The following is an 18,346-nucleotide window of genomic DNA, read 5'->3' on the forward strand; positions in this document are numbered from 1 at the left end:
GTTCCAAATGTCTTAGGACCGCTCTCTTATTTAAACCTCTTTTCCTTTTATAATTCATCAATCACTTCTCCGGCAGCCCTTTCACCTGATTCAACCGCTCCATTTAAAAAGCCTTGATAATGAATGGATGTATGCTCTCCGGCAAAGAAGATATTCCCTTCTCGTTCCCCTTCAATTCCGGCAAATTTGGTATATTGACCGACCTTCCAAAACGAATAAGACCCTTTGGACCATTTGTTACTAAGCCAATGATCAACTGTAGATATGCCATTCCAGCTACTTATAGTGCCTGGAAGTACTGGTTCAAGCTTGTCCAAAAAGTTTTTTGTAATTTCCTTTAATCGTTCCTCAGTTGAAGCAACCTGCTTAGCAGCGATTCCTCCCCCAGTATAATTTACAAGAATTCCTGATTCCCCAGGTTGCGCCCGCGTTGATTCGAACGTTTGTTGATAACCAGTATCAGATAATGTATCACCGTTATTCTTCTGCTCACACCAGAACCGATTGAAAAATTGAGCATGAAGCTTCGTATTTACCCCCATCTCAAGTTCTTTAATCGCCACTATTTTTAAGTCCCGAAATCTTGCATTCTCATAATCTATGCTTCTTAAAATATTAAAAGGAAGACAGAGAATTACTTTATCAGCCAAAACAGTCCATTCTTTTTCTTTATTTTGAAAAACAAGCTTTACTTCTTCATTTTGTTCGATTCTTAACAGTTCAGAATTAAATATAATCTGTCCGGTTAAATTCTGGGCTAATAATAGTGGAAGCTGATCATTACCGCCTCTTATATGAAATCGTTCATCAGAGTCTCCATACATTTGATAAGAATCGGTATATCCTAATAGATATAGTAAATTTAATGCGCTTTGTACATGTGCATCTGCTCCAAATTCAATCGTATAGGCCATAGTTAGTAATTGACCGAACCTGGAGTTGGCGCCTCCGGAAACCGTTTCATTGATATAATCGACAATTGACATCTGATCAAGCTCATAGCCACGCTCCGTATAATGATTATATCTTGTGGTTTCTCCAGCTTCTTTAAGATCCCGTTGAAGTTTTGGATATATTTCTGAAAAATCTTTAGTTGCTTCTTTAAAGGTATACGGTTTTCCATCAAAAAAGTAAACTGGTTCTGTACCTTTAGATTCTGCCATTATCAAATTATCCATTTCCAATCCTAATTCTTTCGCTAGCGCTTGAATCTCTCTATGATTTGAATCAATTAACTCGCCGCCACACTCGACAATTTGACCTTCTTCAAAATAATCTCCTTGTTCGGCAGCGCCCGCCCACCCGATTTGTAGCCTCATATATAGTAGAAGGAATCCCTGCCTGCTTTAGCCGGTAAGCACAAGTGAGACCCGCCAGGCCTGCTCCTACAATAACAATTCTTGGATGATCATGTTTTTCCTTATAAACATTCAAAGGCTGTTCTTTTTGGATCTTTCCATGGTTTGGAATACAATGTAATTGCCTAATAGCTTGTCCATTACTTTGTTTCTCCATTTCAGCACGAACTGTCACAAAGGCCATCTTCATCATTCTTGCTAATGGTGTATGTGCCAAATAAACATCAACCCCTTTTTACTTTGCTGCAATAATTTCTTGTAACAAAATATGTTAGGGGAGTGAAATTGCTGTAGGCTAGATGGTCAGAAAATTAAAATTTGGTTAAAAATAGGGCTATGTATATGAAAAAAAGAGTGGTTCCTCCATTTTGGCGGAACCACTCTTTTATCTGATAAGAAAAATGATTAGGGATTATATAAACAACTTTGCAAATTGCCCATACCCCTCATCTTCGAGCTTGCTTTTAGGAACAAACCTCAGGGCCGCTGAATTAATGCAATACCGTGCCCTGTCTGGACCCGGCCCATCATCAAAAACATGGCCAAGATGCGAATCGGATGTTTTGCTGCGAACCTCGATTCTCCGCATACCATGCGAAGTATCAAACTTTTCCTCCAGCTCATTGCGGCGCGGGGGCTTCGTGAAGCTGGGCCAGCCGCAGCCTGCATCATATTTGTCCATGGAACTAAACAAGGGCTCACCGGAAATGATATCTACATAAATGCCTTCTTCATCATGATTCCAGAATTCATTTTGGAACGGCGGCTCTGTTGCATTCTTTCTCGTTACTTCATACTGAAGCGGCGTTAACTCACTTCGCAGCTCGTCATCACTTTTGCGCATCTTCCAGTTCTCACGAATAAACCGTGCCCTACCGGAACCTTCCCGATAAAGATTATAGTGAAACGGAAAAGTTTTATAATAATACTGGTGCTTATCTTCCGCCCTGTAAAAAGGTCCAGCCGGAAGGATTTCTGTAACAATCGGCTTTTGAAAACGGCCGCTCGCTGCAAGCTCTGCTTTTGAGGCTTCAGCCTGTTGTCTTTGGTCCTCATTATGGTAAAAAATAGCAGTCCGATAAGAGGTTCCTCGATCATTAAACTGCCCCTCCGCATCAGTCGGATCGATTTGCTGCCAAAACAGCTCCAGTAGCTTTTTATAAGAAAAGACAACCGGATCAAAAGTAATTTGAACCGCCTCATAATGACCTGTCGTATTAGAACACACCTCTTGATACGACGGATTTTCAGTATGTCCCCCCGTATACCCCGAAACCACTTCCCTAATTCCTAGCTGCTCATCAAACGGCGAAACCATACACCAAAAACACCCGCCAGCAAACGTTGCAAGCTCGAATTGATTCTTCAATCCCATCATTCCTCCATCTTCTTCATAAATTGTACGAACTTAATTGACCCTGTGACCCTATTTTATACCAATGTTTAATTGCATCTAAACTCAATGAAAAGGATTGCTACAAAAAGATAGGGTGGCAGCATAACCCAGATTACTATCACAAGAAGTTTTCAGGTTTATTTCTTAGTGGGAAGCTTACGAAAACACGTGTTCCTTCGCCTTCTTTGCTCATAATTCGAATTTTCCCAGTATGTGATCGAACAATCCAATTTGCAATCGAAAGCCCTAAGCCTGATCCCTCTAAATGACGAGTTCTGGATTTATCCCCACGATAGTAACGGTCAAAAATATAGGGGAGATCACTTTTTGGTATCCCAATCCCAGTATCCGCTACCTCAATAGCAGCACGTGAATTCTTCACATCCGCTTTAATAGTGATAACTCCATTCTCCTCCGTATACTTAAGGGCATTGTCTAACAAAATGACAAACAGCTGTTTCAGTCTCTCTTTATCCCCTATCATTTTGATTGGAAAGATTTCAGCGATTATCTGTATATTTTTTCTACTAGCCAGCGCTTTAAAATCTTTAATTACATGCTGAAGAATCTCTTCCAGCATAATAGTCTCTTGAATCAACTGAATCTGGTCCGTGTCAGAACGAGCTAATGTCAATAAATCAGAAGTCATTTTTGACATGTAGTGAATCTCTTGAATCACCTGGTGAATGGTCTCGCTTTCCTGTTCAATCGTAAAATCCGGATGACGAAATAGGTGTTCAAGATTTAATTTCATAACGGAAAGAGGTGTACGCAGTTCATGAGAAGCATCTGCCACAAACCGCTGTTGTTTTTCCCAGGACCTCTTGATGGGTATCAAGGCCTTATTAGCTAGATAGAGCCCAGCTAGTGCGGCAATAAACACACTTAATAAGGACCCAAAGCCAATGACCACCAATAAATGATCCAGCATTTCATTTTCACGTCTCAGATTATAAACAATTTGAATATGCTGGACTGGTGAATATTCCCCATTCTTTGGTTCAGCCATCGTGATGACACGATAGGATTCTGCTCCAATCGCTACAGTTTTAAGACCTTTCCTCTTTAATAATGGTGAAAAATGAGCCGTATCCTTTAAAGAGAGCGTACTCTGTGGTATCACCTGGTAAAGTTTATTTCCCTTCTTCCAAAGTAAATAAACTAACCGATGGTTCTCTTCCCGCTCTGGACTTAATTCCTTGCCGAGTTTCTCTCTCTCTCGCTGCAAATGATTTCGCTTTTCTAAAATAGTCTGATCCACTTGATGGTATAAACTATAATGCGTATAAAAATAAATAATAGCCCCAAAAGCATTTTGAAGGATAAAAAATACAAGTGCATTCAGGATAACGAGCCGACGTTTAGTTTTTTTAAACATTGCTCTACCTTACTCCTTTAACATATACCCTACACCCCTTACGGTCCGAATCAACCGCTCAAGCTCAAAAGGGGCCAATTTTTTCCGTAAATAATGGATATAGAGTTCAACAATAGCGTCTGTCGTTTCACTCTCTATTCCCCAAACTCTTTGATAAATCTGATCCCGGGTTAGGATTTGCTCTTTATTTTGTATAAGGTAAAAAAGAAGTTCAAATTCTTTAATTGTTAACTTTAGAGCCGTTTCATTTATAAAACCCTCATGCTGGTTGGTGTCTAAGAGGATGGGGCCATAGGTCATCTTTCCTTCGATTCCTATTTTCCCTGACCGTCTAAGCAAGGATCGCACTCTCGCTAAAAACTCTTCTGTAGCAAAGGGTTTGACAATATAATCATCCGCACCAAAGTCAAGACCCTTTACCTTATCTTCAATCCGGTCCTTTGCAGTCAAAAATAAGGTCGGGGATTGATGGCCTTCACTCCGCAGCTTTCTCATCACCGCGTATCCATCCATCATTGGCAGCATAATATCCAACGTGATCAAATCATACTCACCGTTCGAAGCCATAAAATACCCTTCTTCCCCGTTTTCAGCCTGGTCCACCTCGTACTGTTCTTCCTCTAATATTCTAGAAATGATCCTTCTTAAAGGTCCATCATCTTCTATGACCAATACACGCATAGATGCCTGCCCACTCCCTTTCTTTTTATCCTGCATAGTTTGTCCCAATTATTTCAATATTTTAATCGCGAAGCAAAGAATCTAGCTAGCTTTACAATTTACTAACTGCCCTTTGTGTTTTGGTAACTTGCCTCATGGCGGATGCCTTTGAGATAAAACGTTTATTCCAATAGTTATAAAAATTCCCGGCAAATAAGCCGATAAATAAATAGGTTAGTCCGCCGAAAAGGCCGTATATAATAACCCCTGAAACGGCAGCCAGTATACCAAAGAAGATTTGCTGCTTATATTTTGCCGGTGAGGTTGGCGGATCTGTGAGCATGAAAAAGGCGAAAAATAGGGTCGCATTGATAAATGGCGGACGAAGAGCGTCTGCAGCATCTCCTTTACTTGTTAAACCAAGTATAAGCAGTAATACAAAAAAGGTCCCTAAGAATGAAAATACCTGTGGAAATTTATTAACTCGTTCGGTTACAAAATAACCGCCAATTAAAAGGAACAAAATAGTCCAGGCAGGAAGATCCCCAAAAGCCCCCCACCAGCTTTGGCCTGTTTGAAAAATAAAAATAGATAACAGTAATCCGAAAGCAGCAGGATTAACGATTGGTTTTTTCTTATAAACGAATAGATGCTTGGACAAGATGGCGAGAATCGCTGTCCCTGCCACAACCATCCCAGATGTCGTAAAACTTAAGATTAGTGCAATGATTAAGGCTGTTATTACTGTACTGTCCTTGCTGCTTCTTCTAACCATAATTCTACATAGGATATTATCTACAAAGATTGATGCCACAATGGCGATCATACTGTTCTCTATCCCCAGCATACTTTTTGACCCAATAGATGCGATGATTAGATAAAAAACCATGGCTGTCGCGACATAGCCCTTTGGTGTTTTGAACCACTTTTTCCCTGACACTTAAATCCCTCCAACTTTATTAATCTGTAATTCTGATGTGATAAGGATCCCTTTTAAAGCTAGATGTTCGATTAATTGTTTTCCTTTTTTTACTCCAAGTAAAAAGGAGGCTGTTGAAAAGGCATCTGCCATCATTGCAAACGGTGCGATGACACTGCAGCTAATCCATTCATTCGGGGAGCATTTGGTTTTTGGATTTACCAAATGATGTGAATCTGAATTAACTGGATTTCTACGTTCATAGCTGCCAGATGTACAGACGGCTTCGTTTGATATTTCTATCGTTTCAATGATGGAATCCTTATGGTACGGATGCTGGATTCCAATTTTCCATTTTTCTCCGTTGTCATCCAAACCGAATGCAAATAAATCGCCTCCAGCGTTAATGACAAATCCCTTAAATTCCTTTAATTCATTAGCAGCCAGATCAATCGCGAACCCTTTTGCAACAGCTCCAAGATCAATGACCATCGGCTTTTTTAAGGTTACTGTATGATTGTACTGATCTAGTTCGATATCATGATAAGAAACCGAATCAGAAGAAACACTTTTCATCAACTGTCCAGAAATATAGTGTCGATTAAATCCATTCATTTCCATCACCTTTCCTACCGTCGGGTCAAATAGTCCATCCGTTAATTTAGCCATTTCAATCGCAATATAAAGAGGTTCAAATAGAAAAGGACTGATTTTTATTGGTACTCCGATATTCTTACAAGCTCGTATTAGCTCACTTGATGGGCTGAAGCGGCTGCATGCTTGTTCTACATGCTGAAATGCCTCAAAGGCACGAGTTATTTTTGCTTCCGTCTCTTTCTTCGACATATTTGAAACGACCTTTATGTCAACAACAGTATCCATGTACAATTTTGTTTTTTTCATAGATTATCCTTTCACGTTATGGGCTTGGGAAAGTGCATCCATCACAGCGTCCTCAAAAGCCTGTGTACTATAAGTGGCCCCAGAAACATTATTCACTTGTGCACTTTGTTTTTGCACTACTTCATCAGGCAGTCCTACTATGTCACTTTCTGAATAATGCATTGCAAAATGGCTAATCTCTACGGTGGTAATTTTGTCATTCTTAATTGTGACAGCTACATCAATAAATCCACGCCGATTCATACCTGTACCTGTAAACGTCCCATCCTTGTAGATCCTTTTATTTTGCTTGCTCTTTTGTTCGCCGACCTTTTCATTAGAGTGATTTATTGTAATATGCCTAGTTTGAACATTCGCTGCAATATGGTGTAAGGGCTGATCAATAGAAGCCTGCGTCTCTGTAGTAACAAATCCAGCAGCATACACCGCTGCAACAGCTGTAGAACAAAGAACAACCCACTTCTTATCCATTTTCTTCATAAAAAATCCTCCTAACCAATTCCTCTATTCTCGGACAGTATAGCCAGTCAATCTTAGAATTTTCTTAGAATCCTATTTGATCGACAAAATTCGGGTGGTGACAGGCACCACCCGAATTTTGTCGACCTTGTCCCCTTGAATTTGAGGGGGAAATCTGATATATTAGGTGTTAATTAAATATCTTCTTACTTCAAACCTTTTGAAGTGAGGATAGAGGCGCAAAGACCATTAGTACGTAGTTTGAGGATAATGAGGTCCTGGGATGATTATGGAAAGGGGAATTTGCCGAAGCTTATAAGACTCTCATTTGTCTTGGAGCTGGTTCTGCTATTGAATAAATACAGAACTGTCATATAGGGAACTATATGGAGGGCTATCTCACGCACGGGAACTTGTTTCTTATTTATGTTTCTATTGCAGCAGCGAGCCTTCGTTGCTGCTTTTTTGCGTTGACTTGGAATGTCCTTAGCCACCTCTAATTTATAAAAAAAATAATTTAAAGGGTGAGGAAAAATGAATTTTGGCCAAGTTTTAACTGCTATGGTTACGCCATTTGATCATGAAGGCGAGATTGATTTTAACGCGACGAGAACATTAGTAAATTACCTAATTGAAAATGGGACGGATGGATTGGTAGTCGTTGGCACCACTGGGGAATCTCCTACATTAACCACGGATGAAAAAGTTGAATTTTTTAAGTTTGTTGTGGATGTCGTAAACGGCAGGATTCCTGTCATTTCCGGAACAGGTTCGAATAACACGAAGGCTTCAATTAGTTTAACAAAACAGGCTGAAGCAGCGGGTGTGGATGGGATTATGCTCGTGGCCCCATACTATAACAAGCCATCACAAGAGGGTTTATATCAACACTTTAAAGCAATTGCCGAGTCCACAGCATTACCGATTATGCTCTATAATATTCCTGGGCGAAGTGTGGTCAATATGTCTGTTGAGACAATTGTTCGTCTTTCCCAGATTCCAAATATCGTAGCTATTAAAGAAGCTAGCGGCAATTTAGACGCCATGGCAGAAGTGATAAGCCAAACACCGAGTGATTTCACTTTATATAGTGGTGATGATGGTTTAACCATTCCGGTCTTAGCAATCGGCGGTGCAGGAATTGTTTCCGTTGCCTCCCATATCATTGGAAATGAGATGCAGGAGATGGTCAATCTCTTTAAAAATGGTCATGTCCAAGAGGCGGCTGCAGCGCATCGCAGACTGCTTCCAATCATGAAAGCACTATTTGCTGCTCCAAATCCAACACCGGTCAAAGCAGCCCTTAATCTTAAAGGTGTCAACGTTGGCGGAGTCCGTCTCCCAATGGTCCCACTAACCGACGAAGAAACTAACACACTACAAAGCATTCTACAACTTGTTTAAATTTCAATACAATAAGGAAAGGCACCTCCAACATTAGGAAGGTGCCTCTCTTGTTGTGTTCGACAAAATTCGGGTGGTGCCTGTCACTCATCGAATTTTGTCGAAACCGCCAACGACAATGTCTTCAATCACACGATGCCGGCTTAGTTGGCCGGTACAGATGATTTCCTGGTCTTCTGTTTGCTTTTTGCGGACCATTTGGTTAATTTCGGCTAATAGTAGTCCGGAGAATAAAAGATAGGGAATGACGATAACTCTCCCCGATCCTGCCTCCAGAACTGCCTCAAACCCCTGCTCCAGCCTTGGATCTGCAGCTGCGAGGTAACAAACAGACACCTGGTCCGTTTGAAGCCGTTCTTGGATTTCATTGGCAATCAGCTCAAATGCAGTATGAATGCTTGGGTCACTGCTGCCTCTGCCTACAATCAATAATGAATCCTGTGAAGAGACATCTCCTGCCGCCCTTCTAACCAGCTCAGCAATCGCATCGAGAATTTCGCCCTGCACGCCAAACGGATTCCTTACCTGTACTTGGATCTCTGGATACTGTTCGCCTAATACAGATAGTGCATTCGGAATATCTTCCTTAATATGACCAGCAGCTAAAAGAAAAATCGGCACAACGGTAATCTCCGATGCACCTTTTTCCACACATCTCCTAAAGCCTTCTTCAATAGAAGGATCGGTCAATTCCAGAAAACTGATTTCCTGAATCGGGGCATCCACACGTTCGATTACCCTATTCAAAAAGGATTTTACCTCTTCGGCTCCCTTTTTTGATCTTGTTCCATGGCCGATATAAAGAATCGCTTTCATGCAGATTGCTCCTTTCCGCTTACCCTTGAACAACTGGTAAATGAGGAACGATCTCTTCCTCGAACCAGTTCAGTCTATCATGTAAGCGGACAACCTCGCCAATCACAATCATGCTTGGGTTTGCAATTTTTTCATCCTTAACACGCACTTCAATCGTGCCAAGGGTCCCAACTACTGTTCTTTGATCGTTTAAAGTGCCCCAGTGAACAAGAGCGATTGGTGTGTCCGCAGATTTCCCATTCTCCACCAATTGCTGAACGATCGTAGGAAGGTGGGAAACTCCCATATAAACACATATCGTATCGACCGCTTTCGCTAAATGGGCCCACTGATGCTCAGCCTCTTTATCACCGGCAGCTTGATGTCCGGTAATAAATGCAAAGCTTTTACTCAAAGTGCGATGGGTAACCGGTATGCCGGCATAGGCGGATGCTGCAATTCCAGCGGTAATGCCCGGGACCACTTCAAACGGTACATGATGTTTCACACATTCCTCCGCTTCTTCCCCGCCCCGTCCAAAAACGAACGGGTCGCCTCCCTTTAAGCGGACAACCGTATAGCCCTTTTTCGCATATTTGACCAAGAAGTGATTAATTGTTTCCTGCTTCATTGTATGGTAATTCGGAAGTTTACCGCAGTATACCAGCTGCGCATCTGCTTTTGCATTCTGAAGGAGCTCCGGATTTACTAACCGGTCATACAAAATCACATCAGCCTGCTGCAGGCAGCGTAATCCTTTTACTGTAATTAGATCTGGATCACCAGGACCCGCACCAACTAAATAGACTTTGCCAACCATGAAATCCAACATCCTTTCCCTATGCCTTTTCTATAAATCTAGCTGTTATTGATGTTTCGCTGATAAACATTGTAAATCTGCTGATAAATTGCTCTGATTCGCTGATAAAATCTTAAAATCCGCCGATAAATGTCCCAGATTCGCTGATAAACGCTTAATATCCACCAAAATGGTGTAAAATTACACCCCAGGTCATTTCTTTAAAACTCTAATTCTATTAAAAAATATTTTTCTCCCGCAAATAAGCAATCACTTGCCCAACTGCTTCCTCAACCGATAATAAATCAGAACGTAAAGTAATTTCCGGTTTTTCCGGTGCTTCATAAGGAGAATCAATCCCTGTGAAATCCTTTATCTCACCACGGCGTGCCTTTGCATAAAGCTGCTTGGGATCACGCTGTTCACAAACCTCAATTGGACAATCAACGAAAACCTCGATGAATTCTCCTTCTTCAAACAATTCCCGAACCTGATCACGGTCGGAGCGAAACGGAGAAATAAACGCAGTTGTAATCACCTTGCCGCTATCGACAAATAACTTCGCCACTTCGCCAATCCGGCGGATATTTTCCGTGCGGTCGTGCTCTGAAAAACCTAAATCCTTGTTTAAACCATGACGAATATTGTCACCGTCCAAAACATATTCATTAATCCCAAGACGAAATAATTCATTTGATACCGCGTTGGCAATCGTTGATTTTCCAGAACCAGAAAGACCTGTGAACCATAGTGTACAGCTTCCATGGCCATTCTGGGAACGGCGGTCATTTTTTGTAATTGTTGTTTCATGCCATGTGATATTCGTAGATTGTGTCACACCCAAGTCCCCCTTAAGCTTCAACAGTCGCTTTTTCTTTCATTCCTTCAATTAAAACCTCAACAACTTCCTTGCGGCTGAAAGTAGACGGCGGAAGTACACCGCTTCTTAGCATCTCTCTCACTTTTGTTCCGGAAAGGATTACGCGATCTTCTTTGTCATGCGGGCAAGTTTTATCAGATGCCATTCCATCGCATTTTGTGCAATAGAAGCTATGCTCGAAAAATAAAGGCTTAATTCCAATCTCTTCTTCTGTAAAGTTGCTGAAAATATGCTGTGCGTCGTAGGTTCCGTAATAGTTACCAACTCCGGCATGGTCACGGCCGACAATGAAATGCGTGCAGCCATAGTTTTTACGTGCAAGCGCATGGAAAATCGCCTCCCTTGGTCCTGCATAACGCATTGCAGCAGGGTGAACGCCCAATTGGACACGCTCTTTAGGATAATAGTTTTCTAGTAAAACACGATAGCTTTTTAGACGGACATCTGCAGGAACATCATCAGACTTCGTTTGACCAACAAGTGGATTTAAGAATAAGCCATCAACTGTTTCAAGAGCTGCTTTTTGAATATACTCATGGGCACGGTGAACCGGATTTCTTGTTTGGAAACCAACAACCGTTTTCCAGCCCTTTTCTTCAAATAATGCACGGGTTTCTTTTGGCTCAAACCATACATCGCCAAACACGCCTTTTTCTGGCTTTTTCACAAGCACGATTTCACCAGCAACGTAAACTGGACCTCTTTCGAATAAACGTTTCACACCTGGATGCGCCAGCTCTTCTGTTTTATAAACATTGAGAGCTTCCTTATTCAAATCTGGTTCATACGTTTCGGAAACCTTGATCACTCCAAACACTTCTTTGTTAGAAACAAGTTTAACTTCCTCGCCAACTACAAGTGTTTCCGCTACTTCATAAGATACCGGCAGTGTTACAGGGATGGACCAGATTGTATCGTCTGCTAGGCGCATACGCTCTACTACTGATTCGTAATCTGCTTTTCCAAGAAAACCATTTAGCGGGCTGAATACACCAACGCCGATTAGTTCTAAATCACTTAGAGCGACTGCATCAATTTCAATTTCTTTTTCTACATTTGAAAAATTATAATTGGGATCATATGCCTGAATTAGTTTTCCTCCATGAGGTTTTGATACAAATGACATCTACAATCAACCTTTCTTTACTGGTTTTATTTTTTTGAAATATTTGCTTGAGAAATGGCACCCTGTGAGGCAGATCGTTTCATTAAGAACATCACGCCTAAAACGGAAATCACTACGCCCGCCATTGCAACGATTGAGTATCCATTTTTTTCAATCAATAACTGAATAATCGTATAGGACAGCACCATTGATAATACGGGAGAAACCATCCATACTGTTAAGAGCTGCACGACAATATCCTTTTTCAAAACGGATTTCCCATGTTTGGCAAAACCAATTCCAATAATTGAAGACGTCGTGATTTGCGTTAACGGAACCGGGATTCCGAATAGAGAGGCAATTGTAACAATGCTTGCTCCCGTTCCGGAAATCACACAGCCCTCTTCGAGCTTAAGCTTCGTAATTTTTTTCCCGTTTGTTTCAAGCACGCGGTGTCCAAAAAGAATTGCTCCTAACGCAACAGCTAATCCGCCCCAAAGAATGGCATCACCAGTGGACATCAATTTTGCAGCAACGAGCGGGCCAACCGCATTCGCCACATTGTTCATACCGGCTGAAAAAGCTTCAAACAATCCCATCAAGACAACTAGAATCGCTAAAAACGGTCCTGCTTTCGGCATTTCAATCAATCGTTTGATAAACTTTAGTTTTAAAATAGTTGCCGCGAGAATGGCTATCACAAAGGCAGCAAACGGTGTTAGCAGCCAGAACATCGCAATCCAGATGAACTTGCCGACAAATACGGATTGGTAAACCACCCCTGCTCCAACCACTGCCCCTACTGCAACTTCACTGGTCGAAAGCGGTATACCAAATATATTGGCTAAAAACAGTGATAACGCCGCTGATGCTAAAACAATTAACGCAATTGCAACAGTAAACGTGCTGCTTGGAACAATTCCACCGCCGATTGTTTTTACTACTTCACCGCCGCCAAGCCATGCACCGAAAAAAACGGCAATGGCGCAAAGAAATAGTGCGACCCGCTTTTTTACTACTCCTGCCCCGTACGAAATCCCCATTGAGGCAGCCGCACCGCTAGCTCCAATATTTACTGCAAAAAATAAACCGATGGTAATGGCAATGATTGTAAGCATAAGGATGACCTCCCTTCTCCCGCATTAAAGTTTAACTTACTTTGTGTGCAAACCACACTCGGTTTTCCCGCTTCCGGACCATCTTCCTGCACGGGAATCTCCATCTGCTGTAACCGGTTGTGTACAAGGGAAACATCCAATACTTGGATAGTTTTGATCATGTAATTGATTATACGGAAGATCTTTTTCACGGATGTACGCCCAAACCTCATCCCACGTCCAGTGAATGAGCGGGCAGATTTTAATATTTTCAAATTTTTCATCCTTATTAAGGAATTGTGTATCCTTGCGCGTTGGAGATTGTTCCCGGCGAAGTCCCGAGATCCAAGCTTCTTTCGTCGTTAAGGTCTCTCTTAATGGAATCACTTTTCTAATTTGGCAGCAAAGATTCGGGTCTTTCTTCCATAACGCCGACCCATACTGCTCTCTTTGTTCATCTAAATTCAAGGCTGGCTGCTTCCGCTCTATTCTAAGCGAAGGAAAGCGGGCTTCAATTTTATCAATGACATCGTAGGTTTCCGGAAAATGCAGGCCTGTATCTAAAAAAACAATATGGGCATCCGGTTTTACCTGCTGAATCAGGTCAATTAACACAATTGCTTCTGCACCGAAGCTTGAGGCGTAGACGATTTTGTCTTCAGAATAATTTTGGTAAGCCCATTCTAAGACAGCACGGGCACCCTTTGTTTCATCCTCTGTTTGAAAGTTGCCTGAGATCTGATTCCAGTTTTCATAGGTCACAGCTCTTGTCATCTTGGAAAAACTCCTTTCTTTAAAAAACAATACTCACTTTGGCTCCGTCTTTTCTTTTCAAAAAAGGCAGTCTGCCACCGGTTAAAGTGAAGACTGCCTCTAGTTTTTCTAGTCAGCGTTTCTTATTGGTTTGTAGACGAACCTTTTCGTTTTTCTCTATTTGCACTACTTTTCCATCCTGGACAACAAGTGTGATTGATCCGAAATTCAATGTTTCAAGCATTTTCTCAAGATGTGAAGTAATTTCTTCCCACTCAGATGGTTTCAGCTGATTCGCCGCCTTTCAAAAAACGCCCTCCCCATTTGGAAAAGGCGTTCGTACTTCAATGTAACACCTTATCTTTCAAAATGGATTCCATTTTGCAGGAATTGGCACCTTTCTTTGTAGGTTGCCGGGCTTCAACGGGCCAGTCCCTCAGCCGCTCTAGATAAGCGATTTATTTAATTTATATTTTATATCCTACCATACCTATAGGATTTGTCAATAATCTGTTTAAAAAATTCCCAAAATTCTGTTTGGCAATCTTTGAGATTACGATTCTAATTGATTCTGTTTCGATCAATCGTGGAAATTCGTCCCGTCCGTTGTAGCTTTGATAATTTCCGCACGGATGACAAAGTCCCCAAAATGCTCTCCATCGTGACGCTCTTTCGCATAACGGGAAAGAAGCATACGAAGCTCACTAAGAATTTCCGCTTCGCCAATGTTTTCACGATACATTTTGTTTAGACGGCTGCCATCAAAAGCAGCACCAAGATACAAATTATATTTACCGACGGCTTTTCCGATTAAGGCTATTTCAGCAAGCGCCGGTCTAGCACATCCATTCGGACAGCCCGTCATGCGGATCGTAATTTCATCGTCGTGAAGGCCGTTTTCATCGACAATCTCTTCGATTTTATCAATTAGTTCCGGTAAGTAGCGCTCACTTTCCGCCATTGCCAAACCGCAAGTAGGAAGGGCCACACATGCCATGGAATTACGGCGAAGCGCTGATTGATTATGGCCATCAGTTAAGCCGTATTGATCCATTAGCTCGGAAATCTTTTTCTTATTCTGGCTGGATACATTGGCAATCACTAAGTTTTGATTTGGTGTCAAACGGAAATCTCCGGTATGAACTTTTGCGATTTCCTGTAGGCCAGTTTTTAACTTGTAATCAGGGAAGTCTGCCACACGGCCATTTTGGACAAACAGGGTGAAATGCCAATTGCCGCCAACACCCTCTACCCATCCATAACGGTCGCCATTATGATCAAAATGGTAGTGTTTTGCTTCATCCAGCTTCCAGCCAAGGCGGTTTTCCAATTCTTCTTTAACCGTTTCTAACCCAAGGCGGTCCACTGTGTATTTGAAACGGGCATTTTTACGGACGGAGCGGTTACCGTAATCACGCTGAATCGTGATCGTTTTTTCCGCAAGCTCGACAATTTTATCTGGTGTCACGAAGCCAATCACTTTCGCTACCTGTGGATAGGTTGCTTTGTCACCGTGCGAACTGCCCATACCTCCGCCGATTGCCACGTTAAAACCAACTAGTTTATCGTCTTCGACAATTGCTATTAAACCAAGGTCCTGTGAAAAAACATCAATATCATTCGACGGTGGAACCGCAATACCGATTTTAAACTTTCGAGGTAAATACGTTAGTCCGTATAACGGTTCAACTTCTTCGTCCACTTCCGGTGTGCCGGCCACTCTTTCTTCATCCAACCAGATTTCATGATATGCTCGTGTACGTGGCAATAAATAATCACTCAAATATTTAGCCCATTCATACACTTCCGCATGAATATCTGATTGATATGGATTTGGATTACACATTACGTTCCTGTTTACGTCGCCGCATGCTGCAAGAGTGGTTAACAGGGATTTATGAATTTCTTGAATCGTGTTTTTCATGTTCCATTTTAAGATTCCATGGAATTGAAAGGATTGTCTTGTTGTCAGTTTGATCGTTCCATTGGCATTTTTATCAGCAAGTCCGTCTAAAACAAGCCATTGTTCAGGCGTTACCACTCCACCCGGAGCACGAACGCGCAGCATGAATTGATATGCTGGTTCTAACTTTTGTTTCTGACGCTCATTTCGAAGGTCACGATCATCCTGCAAATAACTACCATGATGTTTCATCAGACGGTTATCATCATCGGGAATACCAGCGCTAATTCGATCAAGCATTACTTCTTTCAGCGTGCCGCGCAGATAGTCACTTTCAACTTTAATTCGCTCAACATCGCTTGGTTTACCGTCCGGCGCTTTTAAAACTTGATTTACCATTTTTAAAAAAACTCCTCTCAGTATACATCACGCTGATAACGTTTTTGTTGCTGCATTTCAGCCAGATATTCTTCTGCTTTTTCACGGCTAAAGCCGCCTTCTTTTGCGATAATTTCAATGAAGGTATTATGGACGTCATGTGCCATATGTTTTTCATCTCCGCAGATGTATACAACTGCACCCTCTTCAAGCCATTTATATAGCTCTTTGCTTTGCTCAAGCATTCTGTGTTGTACATATACTTTTTCTTCCGTATCCCTCGAAAAAGCAACATCCAGCTTTGTCAGTGCCCCATTTTTCAGCCATTTTTGCATTTCTGTCTGATATAGGAAATCGGTCACGAAATGCTGGTCACCGAAGAACAGCCATGATTTTCCTTCTGCACCGGTTTCTTCACGTTCTTGAATAAAGGAACGGAACGGCGCCACACCTGTACCTGGTCCAACCATGATGATTGGTGTTTCAGGATTTTTAGGAAGTTTAAAGTTTTCATTTTGTTGAACGAAAACAGACACATGATCCCCTGGCTCCAAACGCTCTGCTACATACGTGGAGGCTACGCCTTTTCTTTCCCGGCCATTTGCCTCATAACGGACCGCGCCGATTGTCAAATGTACTTCATCAGGATTGGCAGCTAAACTGCTCGCAATTGAATAAAGACGAACCGGAATTTTACGAAGAATCGAAACAAACTCCTGAGCAGAATCACCCCACGGGCCAAAATCACGAACCAAGTCTAATATGTCACGTCCATTGATGTACTCTTTTAATTTTTCTTCATTTCCTTGAGCAACGAGCTCTTTTAATCCCTCATTTGTGGAGAGCGGTGCAATTTTTTCAAGAAGCGGCTTTGTTAATGTCGTAATCTCATAGTATGATTGGAGCGCTTCCTGAAGAGTGCGAACATCGCCTTGTTTTACTGTTATTTGGTCTTCTTTGGACCATTTTAATTCATTTAGAAGCTGCTCAACTAAAGCCGGATCATTTTCAGGATATACGCCTAAACTGTCTCCCGGCTCAAACGTAAGACCAGACCCTTCAAGTGAAAGTTCAAGGTGATGCGTTTCTTTATTCGATCCCCGACCGTTCAGATTGATGTTATCAAGCACTTCCGCTTTAAACGGATTCGTTCTTGAGTATACGGATTCAGCCGTTTCCAGAGCCGCTGCAGCAGGTACCTCAGCAGCGCTTCCTTGAGCATCCTTTAGGCTGCTAAGAACGCCTTCCAGCCATTCTGCAGCTGGTTCATCAAAATCGACATCACAGTCAAATCGCGGATATAGCCTTGTTCCACCGAGTTCCTCGAGGCGGTCATCAAATTGTTTACCTGTCTGACAGAAAAACTCATAAGAGCTGTCCCCTAAAGCTAATACGGAAAATTGTAAGCCTTCTAGCTTTGGTGCCCGCTTGCTGTGAAGAAACTCATGGAAGGTCATCGCATTATCAGGTGGATCTCCTTCCCCGTGTGTGCTCACAACAATCAGCAAGTTTTGGACTTTCTTTAAATTGTTGGGTTTGTAATCACTCATGGAAGAAAGTGTGACAAGATAACCGTTTCCTTCCAATGTTTTGGCTGCTTTATTCGCAAGCCCTTTCGCATTTCCTGATTGTGAACCGTAAAGGATGGTTACGTCTTTGGAAACGGCCTGACCAGCATTTTGTGAAGCTGCCGGTGCAGCTGCTTGCGCCCCCGAAAACTGGGAAGCAGCTAGATATCCGCTTAACCAAAGCTTTTGTTGGTCTGTCAATGTTGGCAGAATGCGGTTTAGGAGCTCTGCCTGCTCCTGACTAAACGGACTGTTTAATACCTGAAGTTGCAACATATCCACCTCACTAAGGAATTAAAATTCAAAAACCCCGCTTCAAAAATCACGGGACAAGAATTTTTTTACTTTTCAGTCTCTCTAATAGATTAATAATATAATAATTTGACAATTCCTATAAGTCAAGTCGGTTTTAAAAATAATTTTAATTTATCGACAAAATTCGGGTGGTGCCTGTCACCACCCGAATTTTGTCGAATCACCACCACTCTGACACTTTGTATGAATTTTACTATGTTTTCTTTATCGTTTTGTACATTTAGAATTATCTGATACTTTTGGTACCATTGGTTTATGGAAGGGAGGGCAGCTGAC

At 41.8% G+C, this 18,346-nt stretch carries 18 protein-coding genes and 2 riboswitches; of the genes, 1 reads left to right on the forward strand and 17 read right to left on the reverse strand.

The window, feature by feature from the left end; translation table 11 throughout:
- Positions 1–47 precede the first annotated feature (47 nt).
- The 8 genes from M028_RS29715 to M028_RS0109655 form a co-directional block, all read right to left on the reverse strand.
- On the reverse strand, positions 48–1,319 hold the full coding sequence (locus M028_RS29715) for a flavin monoamine oxidase family protein (RefSeq protein ID WP_269320925.1): 1,272 nt from the start codon (positions 1,317–1,319) through the stop codon (positions 48–50).
- On the reverse strand, positions 1,267–1,575 hold the full coding sequence (locus tag M028_RS33845; protein WP_269320926.1) for an NAD(P)-binding protein: 309 nt from the start codon (positions 1,573–1,575) through the stop codon (positions 1,267–1,269). The genes M028_RS29715 and M028_RS33845 overlap by 53 nt, the downstream gene beginning before the upstream one ends.
- 195 nt (positions 1,576–1,770) lie before the next feature.
- A complete protein-coding gene (msrA, locus tag M028_RS0109630) occupies positions 1,771–2,733 on the reverse strand; it encodes a peptide-methionine (S)-S-oxide reductase MsrA (RefSeq protein WP_026573739.1) in 963 nt (320 codons plus the stop codon).
- A 139-nt stretch (positions 2,734–2,872) separates the two neighbouring features.
- Complete coding sequence (locus M028_RS0109635; protein ID WP_026573740.1) at positions 2,873–4,132, reverse strand: sensor histidine kinase; 1,260 nt, start codon at positions 4,130–4,132, stop codon at positions 2,873–2,875.
- Between the two features lie 9 nt (positions 4,133–4,141).
- A complete protein-coding gene (locus tag M028_RS0109640; RefSeq protein WP_026573741.1) occupies positions 4,142–4,813 on the reverse strand; it encodes a response regulator transcription factor in 672 nt (223 codons plus the stop codon).
- A gap of 91 nt (positions 4,814–4,904) precedes the next feature.
- Positions 4,905–5,732, reverse strand: coding sequence for an RnfABCDGE type electron transport complex subunit D (locus M028_RS0109645; protein WP_026573742.1), 828 nt, complete (start codon positions 5,730–5,732; stop codon positions 4,905–4,907).
- A complete protein-coding gene (locus M028_RS0109650) occupies positions 5,733–6,614 on the reverse strand; it encodes an FAD:protein FMN transferase (protein WP_026573743.1) in 882 nt (293 codons plus the stop codon).
- Between the two features lie 3 nt (positions 6,615–6,617).
- Positions 6,618–7,094: an FMN-binding protein gene (locus tag M028_RS0109655; protein WP_026573744.1), complete on the reverse strand. Its 477-nt coding sequence runs from the start codon at positions 7,092–7,094 to the stop codon at positions 6,618–6,620.
- 203 nt (positions 7,095–7,297) lie between these two features.
- Positions 7,298–7,478: riboswitch (Lysine riboswitch) on the forward strand.
- A 129-nt stretch (positions 7,479–7,607) separates the two neighbouring features.
- Here M028_RS0109655 and dapA point away from each other — a divergent pair.
- A complete protein-coding gene (dapA, locus tag M028_RS0109660; protein ID WP_026573745.1) occupies positions 7,608–8,477 on the forward strand; it encodes a 4-hydroxy-tetrahydrodipicolinate synthase in 870 nt (289 codons plus the stop codon).
- An 87-nt stretch (positions 8,478–8,564) separates the two neighbouring features.
- Here dapA and M028_RS0109665 read toward each other — a convergent pair whose 3' ends face one another.
- The 9 genes from M028_RS0109665 to M028_RS0109700 form a co-directional block, all read right to left on the reverse strand.
- Positions 8,565–9,293, reverse strand: a complete 729-nt coding sequence (locus tag M028_RS0109665) for a sirohydrochlorin chelatase (protein ID WP_026573746.1) — start codon at positions 9,291–9,293, stop codon at positions 8,565–8,567.
- A 19-nt stretch (positions 9,294–9,312) separates the two neighbouring features.
- On the reverse strand, positions 9,313–10,092 hold the full coding sequence (gene cobA, locus M028_RS0109670; protein WP_026573747.1) for a uroporphyrinogen-III C-methyltransferase: 780 nt from the start codon (positions 10,090–10,092) through the stop codon (positions 9,313–9,315).
- A gap of 217 nt (positions 10,093–10,309) precedes the next feature.
- Positions 10,310–10,909: an adenylyl-sulfate kinase gene (gene cysC, locus M028_RS0109675; RefSeq protein WP_026573748.1), complete on the reverse strand. Its 600-nt coding sequence runs from the start codon at positions 10,907–10,909 to the stop codon at positions 10,310–10,312.
- Positions 10,910–10,922: 13 nt separating this feature from the next.
- Complete coding sequence (sat, locus tag M028_RS0109680; protein WP_026573749.1) at positions 10,923–12,077, reverse strand: sulfate adenylyltransferase; 1,155 nt, start codon at positions 12,075–12,077, stop codon at positions 10,923–10,925.
- Positions 12,078–12,103: 26 nt separating this feature from the next.
- Positions 12,104–13,174 (reverse strand): inorganic phosphate transporter, encoded by a 1,071-nt coding sequence (locus tag M028_RS0109685; protein WP_026573750.1) that lies wholly within the window; start codon positions 13,172–13,174, stop codon positions 12,104–12,106.
- Between the two features lie 36 nt (positions 13,175–13,210).
- Positions 13,211–13,927, reverse strand: coding sequence for a phosphoadenylyl-sulfate reductase (locus M028_RS0109690; protein ID WP_026573751.1), 717 nt, complete (start codon positions 13,925–13,927; stop codon positions 13,211–13,213).
- A gap of 112 nt (positions 13,928–14,039) precedes the next feature.
- Positions 14,040–14,171: a YezD family protein gene (locus tag M028_RS32030; protein ID WP_372512743.1), complete on the reverse strand. Its 132-nt coding sequence runs from the start codon at positions 14,169–14,171 to the stop codon at positions 14,040–14,042.
- 89 nt (positions 14,172–14,260) lie between these two features.
- A riboswitch (SAM riboswitch) is annotated at positions 14,261–14,362 on the reverse strand.
- Between the two features lie 124 nt (positions 14,363–14,486).
- Complete coding sequence (cysI, locus tag M028_RS0109695; RefSeq protein ID WP_026573752.1) at positions 14,487–16,208, reverse strand: assimilatory sulfite reductase (NADPH) hemoprotein subunit; 1,722 nt, start codon at positions 16,206–16,208, stop codon at positions 14,487–14,489.
- Positions 16,209–16,225: 17 nt separating this feature from the next.
- Positions 16,226–18,028, reverse strand: coding sequence for an assimilatory sulfite reductase (NADPH) flavoprotein subunit (locus M028_RS0109700; RefSeq protein WP_026573753.1), 1,803 nt, complete (start codon positions 18,026–18,028; stop codon positions 16,226–16,228).
- Between the last annotated feature and the right edge of the window lie 318 nt (positions 18,029–18,346).

Origin of the sequence: Bacillus sp. UNC438CL73TsuS30 (assembly GCF_000482325.1) — a bacterium.
GTDB lineage: Bacteria > Bacillota > Bacilli > Bacillales > Cytobacillaceae > Neobacillus.

Bases quoted from the DNA above. Each gene is read 5' to 3' on its own strand.
- M028_RS29715 (WP_269320925.1), bottom strand. From the start codon at position 1,319: ATGAGGCTACAAATCGGGTGGGCGGGCGCTGCCGAACAAGGAGATTAT.
- msrA (WP_026573739.1), bottom strand. From the start codon at position 2,733: ATGGGATTGAAGAATCAATTCGAGCTTGCAACGTTTGCTGGCGGGTGT.
- M028_RS0109635 (WP_026573740.1), bottom strand. From the start codon at position 4,132: ATGTTTAAAAAAACTAAACGTCGGCTCGTTATCCTGAATGCACTTGTA.
- M028_RS0109640 (WP_026573741.1), bottom strand. From the start codon at position 4,813: ATGCGTGTATTGGTCATAGAAGATGATGGACCTTTAAGAAGGATCATT.
- M028_RS0109650 (WP_026573743.1), bottom strand. From the start codon at position 6,614: ATGAAAAAAACAAAATTGTACATGGATACTGTTGTTGACATAAAGGTC.
- M028_RS0109655 (WP_026573744.1), bottom strand. From the start codon at position 7,094: ATGAAGAAAATGGATAAGAAGTGGGTTGTTCTTTGTTCTACAGCTGTT.
- dapA (WP_026573745.1), top strand. From the start codon at position 7,608: ATGAATTTTGGCCAAGTTTTAACTGCTATGGTTACGCCATTTGATCAT.
- M028_RS0109665 (WP_026573746.1), bottom strand. From the start codon at position 9,293: ATGAAAGCGATTCTTTATATCGGCCATGGAACAAGATCAAAAAAGGGA.
- cobA (WP_026573747.1), bottom strand. From the start codon at position 10,092: ATGGTTGGCAAAGTCTATTTAGTTGGTGCGGGTCCTGGTGATCCAGAT.
- sat (WP_026573749.1), bottom strand. From the start codon at position 12,077: ATGTCATTTGTATCAAAACCTCATGGAGGAAAACTAATTCAGGCATAT.
- M028_RS0109685 (WP_026573750.1), bottom strand. From the start codon at position 13,174: ATGCTTACAATCATTGCCATTACCATCGGTTTATTTTTTGCAGTAAAT.
- M028_RS0109690 (WP_026573751.1), bottom strand. From the start codon at position 13,927: ATGACAAGAGCTGTGACCTATGAAAACTGGAATCAGATCTCAGGCAAC.
- cysI (WP_026573752.1), bottom strand. From the start codon at position 16,208: ATGGTAAATCAAGTTTTAAAAGCGCCGGACGGTAAACCAAGCGATGTT.